This is a genomic window from Ruegeria sp. YTSC199 (genome assembly GCF_059609725.1).
The window spans coordinates 41,419-60,639 of the sequence record NZ_JBXWMF010000022.1; the positions used below are offsets into that span (position 1 = coordinate 41,419).

Below are 19,221 nucleotides of genomic sequence, written 5' to 3' on the forward strand. Positions count from 1 at the left end.
AGGGCCTTCCCTTTATTCAGCTGCGTCGCGTTTGGGCAGCACCCAATCGGGGCGCGGGAAGTGGCAGGTATAGCCGTTCGGGATACGCTCGAGGTAATCCTGATGTTCTGGCTCGGCCTCCCAGAAATCGCTCACGGGTTCGACCTCGGTCACCACTTTGCCGGGCCATATGCCGCTGGCGTTGACGTCCGCGATTGTGTCCAGGGCCACCTGTTTCTGGGCATCGTCCACATAATAGATGGCCGAGCGGTAGCTCATGCCGCGGTCATTGCCCTGACGGTTCAGCGTGGTTGGATCGTGGATCTGGAAGAAGAACTCCAGCAATTCGCGATAGGTGATCTTGGCAGGGTCGAAAACGATCTCGATCCCCTCGGCATGGGTGCCGTGGTTGCGATAGGTGGCGTTGGGCACGTCACCGCCGGTATAGCCGACGCGGGTGCGGGACACGCCCGGCAGTTTGCGGATCAGGTCCTGCATACCCCAGAAACAGCCCCCGGCAAGTACGGCGCGTTCATCGGTCATTGGATATCCTCCACATGGATCAGGTATTCGCCATAGCCTTCGGCCTCCATCTCGTCCCGATGGATGAACCGCAGTGCGGCAGAGTTGATACAATAACGCAGCCCGCCATGTTCGCGCGGACCATCCGGGAACACATGCCCCAGATGGCTGTCACCGTGTTTCGAGCGGACTTCGGTGCGGATCATACCATGAGTGGTGTCGTGAAATTCCTCCACATGTTCATGAATGATTGGTTTTGTGAAACTGGGCCAACCGCAGCCGGACTCGTATTTGTGGGTCGAGGCGAACAGCGGCTCGCCCGAGACGATGTCCACATAGATCCCCGGCTCCTTGTTGCTCAGGTGTTTGCCGGTGCCCGGGCGCTCGGTCCCGCTGCGCTGAGTGACGTGGAATTCTTCGGGGGACAGGGCGGCGACGGCCTCGGGGTCTTTGGTATAACGGGTCATGGCTCCTCCGGTCGTTTTTCTTGTGGCATAATCTGGGGGCAGGGGCGCGGAAATCAAAGTCCTATTTCAGTGGCCTCGCGCGTTCGTGCGGGTGATCTGCAACCGGTTTTGAAACGTAGTGTAGGTAAAAGGAGACCTAATCATGCTCAGAATGTTTCTTTTGACGGTTTTGATCCTGCTCGGCCGCGCAGTGCAGGCGGCTCCGTTGGCGGGGGAGTTCGCATCGATCGATGGGGGAACCTTGTCGATCGAAGACTGGAGAGGCCAGCCGGTTTTGGTGGTGAACACCGCCTCGCAATGCGGGTTTACCGGGCATTATGCGGCTCTGCAAAAGGTGTTTGAGGCCTATTCGGATCAGGGCCTTGTGGTTCTGGCCGTGCCATCGGATTCGTTCAACCAAGAGTTGGGCTCGGCCGATGAGGTGAGGGAGTTTTGTGAGATGAACTATGGCCTGACCCTGCCGATGACCGACATTACCCCGGTGAAAGGCGCAAATGCACACCCGTTCTACAAGGCGGTTGCGGCGCAGACCGGGTTCGAGCCCCGCTGGAATTTCAACAAGATCCTGCTGGACTCCGAGGGTGAGGTTGTTGCCACCTATGGCGCGAACACGAAACCAGATGCGCCCAAGCTTCTGCGTCAGGTCGAGGCCTTATTGCCCTGAGCAGGTTGCCGCGACAACTGAACCGCCAGAATACCAAGCGTCGTAATCCCAACCCCCACTGCGTCCAGTGGCCCCAGCTTTTCGCCCAGCAGGATGGCAGCGATGGTGACACCGAAGACCGGGTTGAGGAAATGGAAGGTTGCCGCGCGGGTGGCGCCGATCCGGTCCAGCAGCAACACCCAGATCAGTGTCGCCAACAGGCCGGGGAACAGGGTCGTGTAGGTGAAGGCCAGCGCCAGTGACACGGTCGGATGAATGTAGATCGTTTCAAACAAGGGTGCGGCGACAAACAATACGGCAGAGCCCACCAGCATCTGCAGCCCGACCACCATCATGAAATTGCCGCCCGAAGTGGCGCCACGAATGGTCAAGGTGGCAAAGGTCAGCGCCAAAGCTCCGACACAGCATAAGGCTACGCCGAACATATCAACGCCACTGCCGATCCGTGTGCTCATGATCAGGGCCACGCCAGCAAAACCTGCAAACAAGCCCAGTACCGCGATCGGTCGTAGTTTTTCCCCCAGAAACACCCACCCCGCCAGCGCCACCAGAAGTGGCATTGTCGAAGCGATGATGGCGGCGAGCGAGGCCTCAACCGTCTGCATCGCATAGAAATTTAGACCCAAATACAGGGCATTCTGGCAAATTCCGAACAGGATGGTCGCTCGCCACTGGGGTCGGGTCAGGTTCCAGCTTTGACCCATCGCACGCGCGATGGCGACACCGATTACCCCTGAAATCAGGAACCGCAAAGCCAGTGAAAACAACGGAGACGCATCTGCAACGATGATCCGGGCCGAGGTGAAAGCCGAGGACCAGATGAACGCAAATGTCAGCCCCATAGCAATGGCGCGAAGATCCATTCCGGTCCCCCCTTAGAACTTTCGCGCACTGTTCACCAATTTCGCAACCGCCGCAAGAAGCGGCGTTTCTTGCGTCAAAAAAGGCACATTTGGCGTGTGTCACAGGTTGCCAGGTCGTTTTTATTGATTGACCCGCCAATAAAAGTTAACACCGTCGGCATCCGAAATATCATGGGAGGCGTTTTGGTGCTTTTGGAATACATACTGTCGTTTGGCGTCCTGCTGGCCCTGGGCCTGGTCGCTTTCTTTGTAGTGAAGTGGTGGAACCTGCGCTGTGTCGGCGTGACCCCCGTCCATCTGTTCACTTTCATTGCGATCCTGTTCACATCCGGTCTGGATGTGGGACTGATCATGTTCCCGTTGACCGAGTTCGGTGGTTATGCCGAAGATCCCGCTTATGCCTTCGCCAATCCGCTGGCGATCGAGTTCGGCTTCTGGGGCTTCCTGATCTGGGCCTTCTACTTCCTGACAGCATTCTATTTCTGCGTCATCGAACCCCGCGTGAAGTTCTTTGAGATCCCACTGGTCAAGCTGATCAACAACGTGGTCATCATCGGCACCTGTGCCTTTACCGCCAGCCTGTTCCTGATCTACCTGCCCGGCTATCTGCCCGAAGTCGGAGATGGCGAATCCGTGGTCACGACCTTCTACGTCATCGTGTTCGTGGTTATCCTGGCGGCGGCCTATTCGTCGACCGACCTGAAATACGTACGTATCTTGTCGGTTGGCTCGACCTTCTTGTTCCTGGCGCTGATCCTCGGCATGTGGATTGCCGGAGGGATGGGACTGACCGGGTTCTTTGAAACCGGCAGCAATATCGGGGCCTATTTCGGCAATCTGCACAAGTTCGTCCTGCCGCTGACCGACTATCACGCCTTCTACCTGTTCTGGTGGTTTGCGTGGTCGATCATGATCGGCCAGTTCACCTCGCGCTTTGTGGGCGGGTTGAAGACCTGGCAACTGCTGGCCGCGCTGCTGATCTTCCCGTCGATCCCGTTGGCGATTTGGTTCACGGTTCTCTACTACTACCACCTGAATGGCATCAGCACGGCAGGTATCACCAACATTGCGATGGTGATCGTGGGCGTGACCTTTGTGATCAACTCGCTGGACTCGCTGATTAGGCTCTATACAGATAACCTGAACATGACGGTCGAACGTTTGGGCAAACTGGTCTATATCGGCGGCAACGTTGCGCTGCTGTTCGTCCTGACCCTGTTGTTCCAAAGCCAGTGGCTGCAGATCCAATGGATCGGTGCGGTTGTTGTCGGCCTGTATCTGGCCTGCGTGGTCTATATCCTGATCACCAAGCGCAAAGAGGTTCTGAGCATCGACGCAATGCCGGAAGACCGTGACCTGGACTTCCACAAGGTTGAGACTGTTCACTGATCAACTTTTGTAAAGAAACGGAAGCGGGCGTGTCTAGCGCCCGTTTTCTTCTGGGGCGGGTTCTTAGTACAGCTATGTCCGCTATACGGACAAAGTGAGCATTTCTTAGACAAGCACAATGGCCTGCTCTCGGACTTCAGGTTTTTTCTGGGGCTCAAAAAAGGAACTGCTACCGCGTTTCCAAAAGCGCCAATGAAGGCAGCGGAGCTTGGGTAAGTATCGACAAAGTGTCTCTAATCATTCTTACTTGCTGCGCCACAGCAACCAATACGTGACACCAAACGCCAGACCGAGACCCGAATACCCAACGAAATAGAGCGGTTCCAAGTCCGACGTATCGAGTGTGATGACCTTCCGGGCTACGGCCATCAGAGCGGTTGCAACAACCAGTTTCACGTGAATGACATCGGCAGTCAGATAGAGTGTGACATTGGTGTAGATTTCGATGGCGATCAGAACCACAAGGGCGGCTGCAAAGACGTCCAGCAGATCACTCACATCAAGAATAAAGATCGGCGGTCAACAAACAAAGCCTGTGCCAAACTTCAGCGCCCCCTGGGCAAGACAACCTGTGCCTGTAAGCGGAAACGAACGCCCTCCGCACCAACTTCGGGTGCTTCCAGCCAATAACCCGCTCCCGCTTGCAAATTGATCGGCAACGCCCCCCATTGCACCAGCTTGGACACCGACGCGTTTATGGGCACGGCCCAGGCTTCAGCCTCCCAGTCATAGGTGCTTTCGCTTTGCAACGAATAGGTCCAGGCGCCTTCAGTGGAATACGCAAGAAAAGGCTGGAGAAAGCTTACATTCGTGGGGGTTTCGGGATTGCTCTCCAGATCCCACAGATGATTAGCCAATGCACCATAGGTCCACGGCCCGGTCTGACGCAGGGCAATGCCGGTGATCCCGGCTGCCCAGGTGTCGCTCGATACGTTGCTGAAGGTGGGAAGCCGCACAACAGGACCAAAGCCCCAGGTCAGATCTCCTGTTCCGGTGGGCGAAAGCCAGGCGGAAAACAAAATGTCGCCGAACCCTTCCTGACGTGTCTCCGGCACAATATCTTCCTGCCAGATGTAAGGAATAATTGTACGGGTGATCAGGTTAAGGTCATTATTAAGCTCAAAGGGCACCACTGGCTGAAAATTGAGCGTGGTGCGCGACCCCTGATCGGAGACACCCAGATTATCATCGTAGTTCAACTGAAACGGAACCGAGATGATTGCCGCAAGCGGGTTGGCCAGTTCCTGAGCCAAATCGGATGCCTCATCTGCAAAGGTTGAGGTTCCTGCGCTGGCTGCAAAAATCAGCCCCGCAAGTGCATGGGATCGACGCATAGCCGTATACTCCCTCTGAAAGGCTGTAGGTCACGTGGCTCAGTTCACGGGTTCAATCTCTGGGAAGGTCCAGCTGCCATTCAGGATCGGTTCCTGCGGTTCATAAAGGCGTACGGCAGTGTTCCAGCCAGGAGTGATCGGGATGCAGTTGACCCGCCCGTCCCCGCACCCGCCGAAATGCAGCGTGATCGCCCCGTCGGCACCGGCTTCGGCAGTGAAGTTATTGAAGCTGTTGATGCCGAGATCGTTGGCTTCAAGAAACCCGTCCGCGTTATAGACTGTGACCGACCAGAACGCGTCCACGGGCACATCCTTGACGGTCACTGCGTGGGGTGTTTCGCCATCATTTTTGTCGACCGCGTCCAGAACATAATTCGCCGACACCGCGGGCAGGCCACCCCAGCCAGACGCCGCCCCGACCAAGTGGTCGATTGGGCGGGTTTCCTCCTTCCGACCAAAGGCGTAGCGCGCGTTGAACCCGAGGACCGCGATTTCATTGAGCGCCTGTCGCGCTGTCGCAAGTGCTTCTGTGTCCCAATCCGGGGCCTCAAACGGGCCCGGACCGCCACCGCTGACAATGATTGCGTCCTGGGTCGCATGCGCGGCGTCCATATCCGCGGAGTCGGTGACATCCGCAAACGTACGAAAGATGACAAAGGCGAACCGTGTGCCAACCTCATCCTGGGTTAGTTGATATGTGCCGGGCGCGGATTCGGCGTACATAAAGTGGTCCTGACTAATGACATGCATCGAGATGTAACGCCCATCCATGTCTGGGATCGTAATCTCGGCAGGATCGCTCAGGTCCAGCACGACCAATGAATAGAGCGTATCCTGGTTCATCCGAATAATCGGTTGATTGTCAGTCGTAGCGGGTTCGCGTTCGTGCTTTAGCTCGCCAATTGACGCTCCTAAGTTTTCCAGGTTGCTGCGGAACATATGGTCGGATTCAGCACGGATGAACGTCTCCACTGTCACATCGGGTGCGTCGTTGCCCCACACGATGGTCGGCAGAACAAGAGCGGTTGTCAGAAGTAGGTTTTTCATGACTTAAATTCTCTTTCTCAGTTAACAGGTTCGGCAGTTGGAAAGACCCAGGAGCCATCAAGTATCTCAGGTAAGGGGCGATAGAGGCGCACGTTGTAGTTCCAACCTTCCACGATCGGCATGCAGTTGACGCGACCGTCCTCACAGCCGCCAAAATGCACCGTCATGCTTCCGTCTTCGTTTCGCTCTCCGCTGACAGAATTGATGTTGTAGGCCCCCAGATCGTTCGGCTCAAAGAAACCGGCAGCGTTATAGGTGCTGACGGACCAGAACTCCCCCACGGGCACATCCGCTGGCACCTCGATTTTGAACTCTCCAACCGGAAGACCTAGATCAACGTTGAGATACAGAGCCTCGTCCTCGGGCAGGCCACCCCACCCTCCGGCGGTGCCAATCAGGTGGCGGACACCGTCAACCTCGCTTTTGGGGCCAAACATGCGCGTGCTGTCCGGCAAGAAGGGCCCAAAGGCGAGGATGGTGTTGAGCAGCCCCTCAAAGCTTTCCTCGTCATAGTTGGGAAGCACGAACGGATTGGCCGAGGCCGCATCAAGCGTTATCTGCTGCTGAAGCGCGTTCACGATGGCCACATCTTCGGGATCGGAGGCATCGACCAGAATGCGGGTAAACGCGACAACGTAGGGTGTGCCAAAGGTGTCCACGTCCAGCTCAAAACTGCCGCCGCCATTGAACACCTCGTTCACGAAGTGGTCCTGGTTGACGATCATCGTGGTCATATATCGGTCACCCGTGTCGGGCAGCGTCAGTGTCGCGCCATCGCTGATGTCGATCACTACCGAGCTGTAAAGCGTGTCGCGGTTCATCCGGATCGTGGGCTGCTGGTTCACGTCTACCGGTTCAAGGAAGTGATAAAACGCGTTCACACCGCCCCCGAGGGCCACGTATGTCCCCAACTCGATATCCGTGGCGGCCCGGACGAAGTTATCGATATTGACCGGTACCGCTTGCGTATCAGGGAGCGCATCAACAGTAGTATCAAAGCTTTGAGCCGTCGCGGTGCTCCCTAGTGCTGCAGCCAAGGCCGCAAGCTTCCAGCGTTTACGCGTGTGTTTGATCATTTGCCGCTCCACTAACCAACTAAAGAAATGTATCGCTTGATGGTCCCAACGCCTGATCAGGCGCTCGCTCTCACGCCTCTCACTTGGCGGTTTGTAGAGATTCTTCGTTTGGAACCATGGCCATCGCCGTCAAACAAACCACAGAATTCGAATGTATACCCTGACAGTTTGGAGCAACCGCGCCGGAAAACAGGCCTAAAATGACAGACTAAGATAACGCATCGAAGACGCCTGTCAGACGCTCTTATTCTTTCGAACCACACAAATGACCCGTCAGTCCTGTAGCGATGTCAATGTACTAGACCGCGCTCAGCGGACGGCGAGGTTCATTTCTGGCAAGCCTAAACCGGCAGAAACCTGGCTTTTTAGTCTCAACAAGTGACTTCAGCTTTGACGCAGGTCAGGGACACGAAACCGCGCCAGTCTATGTTTGGTGTACTCAATCGTTCCATCTTCAGCATTTGCAGGATGTTTGATGACGAGCCAGGACGGAATTGCTCAACAGGGAACACCGCCTCTCGCGCGTGGGCGGGTTCTTCTGCCGCTGTTGCTGGCGTATCGGGAATCCGGTCAATCGGTGGAAAACCTTCTTGCAGATTTCGATCTTTCGCTCTCAGAGCTAAGCGCATCACATTTCTTTGTTCCGCATGATACGGTCTATGCCGTGTTCGAAGCCGTTGCGCAGAACACATCGCCCGACTTTCCGGCGCTTGTTGGCCAGACCTCAGATCCGACCGTTTCATCCCCGTTCGGGCAGGCCTTTCGCGCTGCAAAATCCCTGGCTGATTTCATTGCCAGATTCTGCGTTCATGCGGGAAACAATACGAATGCGGTCGCGATGACACTTGATGTCTCCGGAGACTACGCTGTGCTTTCGGCCAAACGTAAGTTCACTCCGCGCTGCTCTCCCGCATATATGGATGCGTTTCAGATCAGTCGGTGGGCCACGTTGCTGCATGAAACCGCTGGTCCGCATTGGGAAGCGAACAAGGTTCTTGTTCGGGTGAACAGTCCTGCCCTCCTCCCGTCATACTTCTACGGCATCAGGGCCGTGGGCGCAGGCCCAGACGGCTATTCCGTCCGCTTCCCAAGCGCCTGGCTTTTGCACGAATTGGTCAACCGAACTGCGAGCGAGGCCGTCCCGGCAGGTCAGGACGCCAAAAACCCGGTGCCGACAGACTTGCTGAGTTCGATCCAGAGCGTTGCCAACTCTATGGTTGGGCGAACTGACTTGTCAGTTTCCAAACTTGTCCGGGCATGTGGCATTCGGGGCGCGGTACTCAATCGACGACTTGCCGCTTATGGGACAACGCTCTCTCGCATCGTCACAGAAGCCAAATGCGGTCGCGCCAGACATTTGCTTGCCGAATCCGAGAAGTCGATGGCCGATATTGCTGATCAGTTGGGGTACTCTGACGCAACAGCCATGACGCGGGCATTCAAGAAATGGACCGGTCAAACACCTTCCGAGTTTCGCGCCAACGCATTGAAGAGCCACAGGGCATCTGTTCCGATACTCGACCCGGTCGAATGCGATTGTGAAACGTAACAGGACTGCGGCGCGGCGCGTCTTTTGCCGCGTCTCAAACTCGGGATAGGCAAAAAGGGGGGCGGGTCATGGAGTGCTTGGAAATAAGGTGTATCGTGGGCAGTTTGCTGGTTTCGGCGACGATGCTGCTTGGCGGATCAATAGCAGTGGCACAGGATTCCGACTGGAGGTTTTACGGCAACTTCTACACCAACGCAGCGGACACCAAGACAACCAATGGCTCACTGAGCGCGGACTACATGCGCACAGACCTGTGCTTTAACAGCGATACTCCCGGCCGGGTATTCAGCGGCGCTGATGGTCAAACAAGGTTCAAGCTCTCACAATCAGGACCCGTTTTGGGTGTAACTTACAGCTTCTGAGTACGGGTACAGATGTGACACTTTATCAGTCGCAGACCGATAAAGCGCTCGCCATGTCGCGGTTGATCTTCGGGCGCGACCGTCCGGGCCAGCTTTCCGATGAAGCAGTAAACGGGTCTCTCTTCCAGAACCGACTGTCAGAAATGAGAACCTTAACATCATCGACGTGACCGGGGCAGAACCGGCCAGCACAGGTAACGGGCATTGGTACTTCCGGTCTTCACCTTGGGCCAGCAGCGACCTGTACATTTCTCTGCTTACGGACCGAGGCCCTCGCGCACGTGGACTAGTGCGTGCGCCAGGTGAAGCTGTCTGGCGTTTCCCACCGACTTGTCCGCAGGTGTTAAAACACTATCGCAAGAGCAACTGGGTTCGATCGCCTCAAGATCAAAGTCGATCACTCAAGACTCCAGTGCCACAAACGCTGGGTGGAACCCCGATCACACTGTTTTTTTGCAGGCGGCATTCCATCAAGGCCGACATTCGCTGCATCGCAGGAATTTGGAGAAGAGGGCTTCTAGCAGACATCAGAGGCTGCACAGCGTCCTGTTGAATTGTCCCTCGTCAGCTGCGGGTTGTCGTTGTGGGAGAGCTTTGCGGATTGGAGGATCAGTCATGGAAACAACTAATTTACCTATATTCGCGCGCTTCGCCCAGCTTGGAACAAGGAACGTTTTGTCAGTCAGAAGCGGCCGCTAGAGTCAAAGCAAGTCTGGGCAATCCGAGTTCGGTCAGAACAGGCCAAAAACCAACGTGATTTCGCGTTGTTCAACATGGCAATCGATAGCAAGCTGCGCGGCTGTGATCAGGTGAAGAAAAAAGTCGCCGACATAATGGCTTCTGGCCAGATCAAGGAAAGGGCGTCGGTATTGCTGAGCGAGATGCAGAATCCAGTGCATTTTGAACTATCAGGCGAGACGTGTGCCTCCGTCGAAAAGTGGATGGAAGACGATCTCATGATTGGGTGACTTCTATTGGTTTGGAGGCGAACGCTTACGGTACAGATTCAATGCGGCAAACCAAGGTCGCACAGATTAACAAGAAGAAGGGCAATCTGCGCGGTGCAGCTTTTGCCCGGTCATACAATGATGGGCAGCACAGTTCGGCATCTCGGTGTGGAGCTTGAGGACGCGCTAGCCATTGCTGCAGCCACCGAAATCTTGTTTCCCCGGGGCCGCCTCCACGGGTGGCCCATTCCGGTCAATCATCGCGTCAAGCCACGCTACAAAGCAGGTTAACCGAACCGGTCATTTGCTGCGCCCGCGAGATCGACGCTTTGCCCAAAGTTGGCGGTGCGGACTTTTTGCCATAATTTTAGGTCGCGACCAAAATGAACTCCCAACGCGAAGCGGACCAACCGCCTTTGGTTCGAAGCTACGATAGCTGTAGTACAATGCGCGGCTTCAGAACCAATAAATGGCGAGGCTTCAAAATCCTTTGCAGGAGTGGATGCAAGTTGGACGAATCTTTGCCAGATTGTTTCCCATCCGGCGCAAATTGCACCTAAACTTTGTTTCTGTTTAGCTGATTGCCCAGGCCCAACGCGAAATTCGACGAAACTGTGAAACAGATGTTGGGTTTGAGGCAGAAACATGTCTTGGTAGCCCCTGATTGTTCCTCCCGAAATGGTTGTTCCGGGGGGGCGTTTATGGCACTTGGCGCCGTAGCAAGTAAGTTTCGCCTAGCGGTAAACAAAAGCGTAACGATTAAGAGGGTGTAATGAAATTGAAGATTCTGGCAGCTGCAGCCATAGCGATTTCTGGTGTTGCCGCAGGAACTTCGGCTTCGGCCGCAACTGTTCAACCAGACTTTCTGATCATTGAAAGCAATAAAAACCGGGGTAACGGCAATGCTGTAGGCGATGTTAACGGCACTGAAGCTCTTGGCCTCATTACAGGGACTATCGGTATAGCTGGTAGAATCGTTGATGGAATAGACGCTTATTCGTTTACATCTTTAAAAAACTTCAATTTGGATTTCGTGAACCTGTTAGGTTTGGATGGGTCAGATATTGATGATTGTGAAGGCTTCGACGGCAGCGACTGTAGTCTCGGTTCCGAGAACAATGAAGCCGACCGTGAGGCACGGTTCTCGCTTTATGATGGCACTACGACAACGTCGGTGAACTTCACGAGCAACGTCGCGGCAGGAACGTCCATTTTTTCCAACATAGCGGCGGGCTCTTACACGTTTTCTATTAAAGGTTTATCCGGCTCCGCTGGCTCAACATACGATGTGGCAATTTCGCCTGTTCCAGTCCCTGCCGGGCTTCCTTTGCTCCTGGCTGCACTTGGTTTGACAGGGATTGTTGCGCGCAGGAAGCAACGATGATGTAAGGCGCTAAGCTAAAGGAAAGAGGCCCATGGGCCTCTTTTTTCGTTTGGGCCTTAAGCTAATTGGTGCAATCAGAGGTTCTGTCCGACAAACTCGAACTCGTTTCTGTTAGGCCAGAGAGACTGTCCTTTATGCCGCGCCAAGTTCGCGCCACTCTGCAAGTGCGGCGCTGCGTGTCAACTTGAAGGTTTCTCGGCTGGAGAGCGATCTTTCCTGATTGAAGTGGTTGTAGACGCAGGAATGAACGGCGGCAAACTTCTGCAAACTTCGTATGCTGAAAGCGAAGCATGGCACGTTCTCGTCGTCGGAATGGCAAATGCGGGTTCTCGACGCGGTTGTTGAGCCACCTGCCCGTCTTTTGTTTTTCTTGCGCACCGATTTCTCGCAGAGCTGCCTTGTAGGATGCTAAACGATCCGTGACGATTTCTTTCGCGCGGCCATGGCGCTTCATCAATTTCTTGAGGAATTTCAACGCTGCTTGTTTCGGCGTTTCGGGATGACCGCTTCCAGAATCTCGCCCTTGAGGTCCACAGTCCGCCAAAGGTAGTGTCGCTTGCCGTTAATCTTCACGCAGACTTCGTCCATATGCCACTTCCGTTTGGAGAATGCACGCAATTGCTGCAACCGCTTTGGTCATATCTCAGAGGCGAAAACCGGGCCGAACCGGTTCCACCGATAACGCACAGTTTATTGGCTCACCTCAATGCCGCGTTCATGCAGTAGGTATTCGACATTCCGCAGTGAAAGCGGGAATCAGACGTACAGCATCACCGCCAATCGAATGATAGCCGGACTGGTTCTGAAGTACTTGAATGGCGATTTGCTATTCATAGCTGGAAGCTACAAAAGTGTCCTGCCCCTCTCAACATAAGTTCCTCTGACAAGACCCACCAATGACGGCAGTGCGGAAAAAGCCGACAATGCCGGTTTGGGTGTGAACGTCTGCTATTCATCCCAATGCAAAAAAGCCCACACCCTTGACCAAGCGCCCTAGCACATTTAGGCAAAATTGATCTGCCCGCCGGGACGACCCGGCCAGGAACGGCGCTTAGTCAGGACGACCTGATAAAACTGAGGTCGAAGATGACAACCAAACACAAAAATGCAAAGAAACTGATCGAGGGTCGACCCGCCCTGATCGTGATCGACATTCAGAAGAGCACGTTCATTGATAACAGCGCAGTCCGCTCAATCGACAATATGCCGGGTTATAAGGAACGAATGATCGCTGCGCGCGATTTGGTTGATGCCGCGCATCAAAACAATGTGCCCGTCATCTTCATACAGGAAGTTCATCGCTCCGACCGGATCGACTTCGGCCGGGAGTTGGATGGCGATGAGGACATACACTGTCTCGAAGGTGATCCACGGACAGAGGTTGCCAAAGAAGAGATGGGATATCGCACTGGTGACTATTTGGTTCCGAAGCGGCGTTATTCTGCGTTTTTTGGAACCGATTTCGAAATTCTGCTGCGCGGCCTGAAGGTAGATACTCTGATACTATGCGGAGGGCTGACAGATGTTTGTGTGCACTACACGTTCGTTGATGGCCACCAATCAGACTACTTCTGCCGCGTTGTGGAGGATTGCGTCGGCGGGTCATCCATCCAAGCCCATGAAGCTGCGCTCAGAGCAATGGAGTATTTGCAAACCGGCGCTGTTCAGAACCGTGAAACAGTGATCAACGCGATCTCTTTGCTGTGATACGTAAACGGCTTCCTTATGTCTGCTTCACATTACCTAAAGCCCAAACCAGCCATTCGAAATGTGTCGAAGGCTGGTAGGTTTGGGCTCAGAGCTACGCAGGCCCATAGGCCAACCAAAGCTGCCAATTGCATTCGAAGCACTCAAGATTTGCGGCAACGGCAGGCAAGGTTCTTAGCGAGGCAGCCTGCTGGGCACTGAGCTAATTCTGAGTTGACGCTCTGGCGCCGCGATTCAGCGCACCACTACGTAGAGGCAAGGCTAATGTGCAGCCTTTCTACTGGCCCCTCTCGTTGCTGTCTGTGTCGTTCGTCAATTGCAAGCCGATTGGCCCGCATACATTCCAAGCCCGGCACCAGCCGCCGTTGCAAGGGTCTTGCCCGTGCCTGAACCAATCTGGTTGCCTAAGACGCCACCAATAGCCGCCCCTCCCAGAACCCCAGCGGCACAACGAGCGTCGTTTTGTGCTTGAGCTTGAGTTTGCGTTGTCGGGGCACCACATGCCCCCACAAGGAATACACCACCAAGCAGGCAAGCTACTGTTGTCTTCTTCATGTCAGTTTCCTTAGGTTCACTTGTTTGTCATGACCTTTTGTTTCCAGAGATGTATGTTCTGCCGAACCTCTCTCCAACCTGTCGGCGGTCCAGAAGCAAAAACCCGCCGAACGGCGGGGTCGCTCGTCCGCTGAGCAATATCGTCATGCGGTCCTAGGGTGAGCCACAGTTTGATCCACCTACCTGACTTTCATAGTCAGTAATCCCAACGCCCGATTTCCGTTGATTGCGACTTTCTGCAAGGGCAAAGGACAATAATGTGATCAACGTCGGCTAATGGCTCACTGCCCCTGTCGATACCATCCGCAGAGAACGGCAGGGATGAGCCCATATTGACCAATGCTTCAGTGTGTCCGAATGTCGGCTAGGCTGATTGAGCAAACAACCACCGACGCTGTTTTGGATGAAGCCTAACCGGGAGCGGCAGCACCCAGAATGAGCGCTTTCACCGGACGGCTACGATCGTTTTATTGGCCGACTAAGAGAGGTCGAGGTGGCTCTCGCGGAGGGCGCGACGGTGGTGGAGGTTTGCCGACGAATTGGCGTAACCGAGGTGACCCGTTAATGCTGGCGCAAGGAGTTTTTCGGCATGCGGATTGTCGAGCCGATCTTCAGCCCTTAGCGCAACCCTTCGAGCATTAACCTTGCGCTCTCAAGGTCCGGGGTATCAAAGCCTTCGGTGAACCATTCATAGACCGGTACCAATGTACGATAGGCAAGAACATCCGCGCCTTTGCGTTGGTAGACTTCGGCAAGGCTCAATGCGGCGCGAAGTTCCCAGCTCTTCGCCTCTTGAGCTTTCGCCAATTCGAGTGCTGCAAAGTAACATACCAGCGCAGGTTCCGGATCGTGCTCCTCGGCCTGTTGTTGCAGTAGCAGATCGCCCTTAAGCCGTAGCGATTCGGGCTGGAACCAAACCTCGCCCGTACTATCCGCAATCTCGATAGCGCGATCAACGAGCTCCATTGCTTCATCGTTCTTGCCAATTCTCGCGGCGGCGCGAGCCAGTTCACTCCAGAGCATCCCGGTGTTCAGGCGGCCGCCGGCGGAGGTCCAGGAATCGAGACCCCTTTGGAAGAGCGCAAAGCCGGTCTCTTCATCGCCTGCATAGCTTTGCTGTAAGCCTCCGAAAATCGGGCAAATACAATGCTCGATAAAGGCCAACCGGTTTTCCCTGGCGATTTCCAGCGCTTCTTCGGCGTGGGAGACGCCCAGCTCGAACATCCCCATCCATGCCAGAGGAGGGGCTCCGTCTGTGAGCGCAAAACTCAGATTAAACGGATGAGCGAGCCGTCGCGCCGCTTCGATCATTTCTTCGAAGCTCTCGAGCGCACGGTCGGGATACCCGCACACCCAATGCTGATAGACGCCAGTCCACTGCAGCGACAGCACCTTTGGATCATGCATCGTGTAGGCGACGATTTCACGATGGCGGGCCAAATCGTAGTGGCGGAGGATCGCTTCTCGGCACCTGTAGCTCTCATTGTAGTTCGACAGCCAGAAATTTGTCGCGGAGCCGGCCATGTTGGCTACAAGCGAGAACTCAGTACCTTGAACACTGGCGTCGTCATCTATCAGCTCGCCAAGCCAGCGTTCGGCGGTCGCAAATTGGCCGACGCAGGCGCGGTTTACCCAAATACCCCAAAGCGATCTGACCAGGTTATCCGAATCGCCTTGGTTCTTGGCCAATTCCACGGCTGGCTCAAGAGCATCGAGTACACCATCGTGCGTCCAGCCCAGATGCGCCATGCGCACCGCGCCAAGCGCAGCTCAAGTTCGAGTCGCTTTCCCGTTTCCGATAACGGCAATTCCTCAGCTAAACCAAGTGCAAGTTGCGCTTCCGCTTCGGATAAAGCCGTGCGGGCGAGCGACTGTGTGCCGGCCCTCAAATAATAGGATGCTGCTTTATCGGGCTCTCCTGCGAGTGAGAAATGCCGGGCGAGTTCGCTCGCTTCTGGGTTTGCGTGCTGCTCCAACTCTTCGCCAAGTAAGAGGTGCAATTGCTGCCTGCGACTTAGGAGAATGCTCTCATAGGCCGTGTCTTGAACGAGCGCGTGCCGGAAAACAAATGTCGTGTTCGGCTTGTCTCCCCAGCTGGATACGAGCCCCGACTCGACCAGCTGCAAAAGAGCTTCATCCAGATCGTGCTCGTTCAACGATGAGACAGCGGTGACAAGACCGTATTTGAACTCCCGGCCAATACATGCGCCAAGCTGGGCGACTTCCTTGGCAGACGACAGCCGGTCCAGGCGGGCTGTGAGCGAATCCTTGAGTGTGTCGGGTATCTTCAAACTGCTTGCGGGGCCAAGAAGCTTGAAACCGCTCTCGGTTTGTTCGAGCAGTCCGCTTTCGAGCACAGTCTTCGTCAACTCTTCCACAAACAACGGGACTCCATCCGTTTTTTGCAGGATCTGGTCAAGAATCGCGTCCGGGAACTCCTTGTGATCGACCACCTCCGCGACAATCCGGCGTCCTTCATCAAATCCCATTCGGCTCAGCGTTAACTGGCAAGGCGAAACCGGACTATCCCAGGAAGGCTCGAACTCGGGACGGAAATTAACGATCAAGAGCCGTTTTGTACCTCCCAGTTTGCGGAGAAGAACGCCAAGCCATTCTATCGTAGTGGCATCGGCCCAATGAACATCTTCGACAATCAGGATCGTGCTCTCGGGCTCATCCCCGATGGCGCACTCTGCCAATAGGGCGAGCGTAAGTTCCTTTTGCAGCTCTGGACCCAGGCCAAGTTCAGGTTGGCTGACACCTGATAGCCCAAAGAGCGCTGCCAGAAGAGCTTGAGCTTGTTTGGGGTCTTCGAGATTGGCAGGCACCCATTCCTCGATACGGCGCAAACGATCGAGATCATTGTCGCATTCGTTGATAGAGGTGGCCCGCGACAGGGCATCCATGACCGGATGCAGCGGACTGTTGGTGTGGTGAGGTGAGCACTGATAGTGGCGGACATTGGGTTGGCATGCGGCGCGCGCTCTGGAGAGGAATTCCTCGATCAGCCGGCTCTTGCCGATGCCGGGCTCGCCTCACACGAAAACCGCTTTTCCGTCGCCCTCGCGGGTACAGATCCAGCGAGACCAAATCGTCTCAAGCTCGGCATCGCGGCCGACATAGGACGTGAGCCCGCCGGCAGCTACCGCTCCAAAACGCGAGATCGCGAGCGATCCGACGACCTTGTACGGGGTAACGAAATCAGAAATTCCCTTAAGTTGGCGCGGCGACATTTGTTCGAGCTGGAATCGCCCACCTGCCAATCGCTGCGTTTTCTCACTTATGACGACGTCATTCGGACCTGCTTCTCCCTGCAACCGAGCCGCCAAATTCGGTGTGTCTCCCAATACCGCCCGAGATTCGGAAACGCCCTCGCCGACGAGATCGCCGGCAACAACGAGGCCGGTAGCGATCCCGATGCGGACCTGGAGTTCATGTGCCCAATCACTCCGGTTCAATCGTTCGACCGAATCTACCGTACGAAGCGCGGCTCTGATGGCTCGCTCCGCATCGTCTTCATGGGCATGCGGGTATCCGAAATAGACCAGCATGCCGTCGCCCATATAGCTTGCGATATACCCACCGAACTCATTGAGCGCCCGCGAAGCCGCTGAGCGATAGTCAGTCAGCAGCTCTCTGAATTCCTCCGGGTCCATCGATTCCGAAAGGGCAGTGGAACCGACCAAATCGCAGAACATGACGGTCAGTTGGCGGCGTTCGGCGTTGGAAGCGGTGGGTTGGGCTTTAGCAGTGGCCGGGATTGGGGATGCGACGCGTTCGCGGACCGCGGCCTGAAATCGTCTTCGATCTCCAGGATTTAATCCATGGTCCTTGAGATCGTCTTCGGACAACTCAGCAACTACATCCAGGCCGATGCCATTTTCTTTAAACGATCTGGCATGGTCATGGAGCTCATGATCACGGAGCCATTTGACAATGCTATCCATGCCGTTGGAGAGCTCCAATTAAGTGGTTCATCGAAATTGTAAGTGTATGACCGGCCTCTAGTCCATTGTGATGATGCTTTTGGTCCTGTTTTGACCGAGAGCCGCCGTTGCCATGGTCCCCGCAGACAGCAATTAAGTCCCGCATCACCTACTATCTGCTAACCAATCAGGGAGTGTCCGGTTTGCGATGAATTGCGGACTTGGCATGGTAGAGCGGACGAACCAGGGCCGGAAATCAAAGAACCTTGTTCATAGAGCTTCATAGCCCGCCAAAATAGACCTTGATGGGGATCGCCAAGGACCAATGAGTTCGCACTTAAGCGCAACTTTTATGGCTCATTGGTTAAGAAGAAGCGCGTACCAGCGATTTCTGAACGATTGGAGATTGCAAAGTGATCCTTCGAAAAGCTTTGAAATCAATCTTTGCTCTTCACCAGAAAATTGGGTTCTCATCTTTCACTATGCAAAATTCGCTCTTCCTGAGTTTTTAGCGTCTTCAAGCTCAGCCATTGGCCAAAATGCGATATAGAGAACTGGCAAATTCCTGCCGGAGAATTGGGCGGACTCTTTTCACATCCGCCAGATCGCAGTAAAACACCAGCACCACTCAAACCGGCAATATAGTTTCTTGCAAAGCATCACTGGCGAAACGAATACGAATTGGCTGCGCCTGACCGGCAGCACAACCCGTGCCGCGATTGCGATGGGGCTTATTGCTCTTGTCTCTGCCTGCGCTCAGAACCCAAACGACGCGGATCTTAATCCGGAACGTCAGTTAATGGCGCTGCAAGAGGTCTCGAAAAAGCAGGCTCAGGGGCAAAGAGTATGGTGCGTGCCCTACGCGCGCGACCTCAGCGGCATCGAAATCCGCGGCAACGCCAAGGACTGGTGGGGTAAGGCGCGCAATGCTTTTAATCGGGGCAATGAACCGGTTGTCGGTGCGGTCATGTCTTTTCGGGCAATTCGCGGAATGCCACTCGGCCATGTCGCCGTCGTTTCAGATGTTGTAACGGAGCGGGAAGTCGTCGTGAATCACGCCAATTGGCACCGTAACAAGGTATCATTGAAAATGGGCGTCAAAGACGTATCCAAAAACAATGATTGGACGATGGTCCGGGTCGAAAGCCGTCCGGGTCAGTTTGGCCGTATCTACCCGGTCAACGGGTTCATTTATCCAAAAGACGATGGGTAACCTAAATCAGTTTCTCTTCGCATCCACCGCGAGTCCATGGAAGGTGCAATAGGCGTCTCCTTTCTTGGTCGTAAAGCGCATACTTTAACCCCCTGCGTAGGCGCGGCGAATGACGGCATTTTCGCATACCTCGGAAAGTGCATACCCTTATTACGGATGGCCGGTTCAGGCTGTCGACAGCTGAGTGCGCCCGCAGCATTCGGCCGCATAGCGGTGGCGGCATCGGGCTCAAAGTCG

Annotated in this window: 19 protein-coding genes and 2 pseudogenes; 8 read left to right on the forward strand and 13 right to left on the reverse strand. The window is 55.1% G+C overall.

Annotation, left to right across the window (positions count from 1 at the left end; all coding sequences use genetic code 11):
• Nucleotides 1-12: 12 nt before the first annotated feature.
• Together msrA and msrB are read right to left on the reverse strand one after the other, a co-directional pair.
• Entirely contained in the window at nucleotides 13-522 is a 510-nt protein-coding gene (gene msrA, locus AC2FEE_RS18860) for a peptide-methionine (S)-S-oxide reductase MsrA (RefSeq protein ID WP_496866878.1), read from the reverse strand.
• A complete protein-coding gene (gene msrB, locus AC2FEE_RS18865) occupies nucleotides 519-968 on the reverse strand; it encodes a peptide-methionine (R)-S-oxide reductase MsrB (protein WP_496866879.1) in 450 nt (149 codons plus the stop codon). The genes msrA and msrB overlap by 4 nt, the downstream gene beginning before the upstream one ends.
• A gap of 142 nt (nucleotides 969-1,110) precedes the next feature.
• On the opposite strand from msrB, the gene AC2FEE_RS18870 reads away from it, so the two are divergent.
• Nucleotides 1,111-1,632 (forward strand): glutathione peroxidase, encoded by a 522-nt coding sequence (locus AC2FEE_RS18870; RefSeq protein ID WP_496866880.1) that lies wholly within the window; start codon nucleotides 1,111-1,113, stop codon nucleotides 1,630-1,632.
• On the opposite strand, the gene AC2FEE_RS18875 is transcribed toward AC2FEE_RS18870, so the two are convergent.
• A complete protein-coding gene (locus AC2FEE_RS18875) occupies nucleotides 1,608-2,495 on the reverse strand; it encodes a DMT family transporter (protein ID WP_496866881.1) in 888 nt (295 codons plus the stop codon). The genes AC2FEE_RS18870 and AC2FEE_RS18875 overlap by 25 nt on opposite strands.
• Before the next feature lie 171 nt (nucleotides 2,496-2,666).
• Here AC2FEE_RS18875 and AC2FEE_RS18880 point away from each other — a divergent pair, with 171 nt between their 5' ends.
• On the forward strand, nucleotides 2,667-3,884 hold the full coding sequence (locus AC2FEE_RS18880; RefSeq protein WP_496866882.1) for a BCCT family transporter: 1,218 nt from the start codon (nucleotides 2,667-2,669) through the stop codon (nucleotides 3,882-3,884).
• A 243-nt stretch (nucleotides 3,885-4,127) separates the two neighbouring features.
• Here the strand turns inward: AC2FEE_RS18880 and AC2FEE_RS18885 are convergent, their stop codons facing one another.
• From AC2FEE_RS18885 to AC2FEE_RS18900, 4 genes are all read right to left on the reverse strand, one after another.
• Entirely contained in the window at nucleotides 4,128-4,397 is a 270-nt protein-coding gene (locus AC2FEE_RS18885; protein ID WP_496866903.1) for a phosphate-starvation-inducible PsiE family protein, read from the reverse strand.
• A 32-nt stretch (nucleotides 4,398-4,429) separates the two neighbouring features.
• Nucleotides 4,430-5,137 (reverse strand): transporter, encoded by a 708-nt coding sequence (locus AC2FEE_RS18890; protein WP_496866883.1) that lies wholly within the window; start codon nucleotides 5,135-5,137, stop codon nucleotides 4,430-4,432.
• Between the two features lie 120 nt (nucleotides 5,138-5,257).
• The gene (locus tag AC2FEE_RS18895) at nucleotides 5,258-6,265 is read right to left on the reverse strand and encodes a DUF1254 domain-containing protein (RefSeq protein WP_496866884.1); all 1,008 of its coding nucleotides are present in this window, start codon (nucleotides 6,263-6,265) and stop codon (nucleotides 5,258-5,260) included.
• 17 nt (nucleotides 6,266-6,282) lie between these two features.
• Entirely contained in the window at nucleotides 6,283-7,341 is a 1,059-nt protein-coding gene (locus tag AC2FEE_RS18900) for a DUF1214 domain-containing protein (protein WP_496866885.1), read from the reverse strand.
• A 475-nt stretch (nucleotides 7,342-7,816) separates the two neighbouring features.
• On the opposite strand from AC2FEE_RS18900, the gene AC2FEE_RS18905 reads away from it, so the two are divergent.
• The 3 genes and pseudogenes from AC2FEE_RS18905 to AC2FEE_RS18915 all read left to right on the forward strand — a co-directional run.
• Entirely contained in the window at nucleotides 7,817-8,890 is a 1,074-nt protein-coding gene (locus AC2FEE_RS18905; RefSeq protein WP_496866886.1) for an AraC family transcriptional regulator, read from the forward strand.
• 95 nt (nucleotides 8,891-8,985) lie between these two features.
• The gene (locus AC2FEE_RS18910) at nucleotides 8,986-9,252 is read left to right on the forward strand and encodes a hypothetical protein (RefSeq protein ID WP_496866887.1); all 267 of its coding nucleotides are present in this window, start codon (nucleotides 8,986-8,988) and stop codon (nucleotides 9,250-9,252) included.
• 615 nt (nucleotides 9,253-9,867) lie between these two features.
• Nucleotides 9,868-10,412 (forward strand): annotated as a pseudogene (locus AC2FEE_RS18915) (site-specific integrase); the annotation flags it as partial.
• A gap of 74 nt (nucleotides 10,413-10,486) precedes the next feature.
• Here AC2FEE_RS18915 and AC2FEE_RS18920 read toward each other — a convergent pair.
• A complete protein-coding gene (locus tag AC2FEE_RS18920) occupies nucleotides 10,487-10,846 on the reverse strand; it encodes a hypothetical protein (RefSeq protein ID WP_496866888.1) in 360 nt (119 codons plus the stop codon).
• 125 nt (nucleotides 10,847-10,971) lie between these two features.
• Between AC2FEE_RS18920 and AC2FEE_RS18925 the strand changes: the two genes are divergently transcribed.
• On the forward strand, nucleotides 10,972-11,583 hold the full coding sequence (locus AC2FEE_RS18925) for a hypothetical protein (protein ID WP_496866889.1): 612 nt from the start codon (nucleotides 10,972-10,974) through the stop codon (nucleotides 11,581-11,583).
• Between the two features lie 132 nt (nucleotides 11,584-11,715).
• Here AC2FEE_RS18925 and AC2FEE_RS18930 read toward each other — a convergent pair.
• Nucleotides 11,716-12,417: pseudogene (locus tag AC2FEE_RS18930) on the reverse strand (IS6 family transposase).
• 252 nt (nucleotides 12,418-12,669) lie between these two features.
• On the opposite strand from AC2FEE_RS18930, the gene AC2FEE_RS18935 reads away from it, so the two are divergent.
• Nucleotides 12,670-13,290 (forward strand): cysteine hydrolase family protein, encoded by a 621-nt coding sequence (locus AC2FEE_RS18935; RefSeq protein ID WP_496866890.1) that lies wholly within the window; start codon nucleotides 12,670-12,672, stop codon nucleotides 13,288-13,290.
• A 312-nt stretch (nucleotides 13,291-13,602) separates the two neighbouring features.
• Here AC2FEE_RS18935 and AC2FEE_RS18940 read toward each other — a convergent pair whose 3' ends face one another.
• The 4 genes from AC2FEE_RS18940 to AC2FEE_RS18955 all read right to left on the reverse strand — a co-directional run bounded on the left by AC2FEE_RS18940 (nucleotide 13,603) and on the right by AC2FEE_RS18955 (nucleotide 17,792).
• Nucleotides 13,603-13,845 (reverse strand): glycine zipper 2TM domain-containing protein, encoded by a 243-nt coding sequence (locus AC2FEE_RS18940; protein ID WP_496866891.1) that lies wholly within the window; start codon nucleotides 13,843-13,845, stop codon nucleotides 13,603-13,605.
• Between the two features lie 618 nt (nucleotides 13,846-14,463).
• A complete protein-coding gene (locus tag AC2FEE_RS18945; RefSeq protein WP_496866892.1) occupies nucleotides 14,464-15,540 on the reverse strand; it encodes a hypothetical protein in 1,077 nt (358 codons plus the stop codon).
• Nucleotides 15,474-16,868 carry an ATP-binding protein gene (locus tag AC2FEE_RS18950; protein ID WP_496866904.1) on the reverse strand — a complete coding sequence of 465 codons (1,395 nt, stop codon included), beginning with the start codon at nucleotides 16,866-16,868 and terminating at the stop codon, nucleotides 15,474-15,476. Before AC2FEE_RS18950 ends, AC2FEE_RS18945 begins: the two co-directional genes overlap by 67 nt.
• A gap of 12 nt (nucleotides 16,869-16,880) precedes the next feature.
• On the reverse strand, nucleotides 16,881-17,792 hold the full coding sequence (locus AC2FEE_RS18955) for an adenylate/guanylate cyclase domain-containing protein (RefSeq protein WP_496866893.1): 912 nt from the start codon (nucleotides 17,790-17,792) through the stop codon (nucleotides 16,881-16,883).
• A gap of 628 nt (nucleotides 17,793-18,420) precedes the next feature.
• On the opposite strand from AC2FEE_RS18955, the gene AC2FEE_RS18960 reads away from it, so the two are divergent.
• The gene (locus AC2FEE_RS18960; RefSeq protein ID WP_496866894.1) at nucleotides 18,421-18,984 is read left to right on the forward strand and encodes a CHAP domain-containing protein; all 564 of its coding nucleotides are present in this window, start codon (nucleotides 18,421-18,423) and stop codon (nucleotides 18,982-18,984) included.
• Nucleotides 18,985-19,221: the final 237 nt, after the last annotated feature.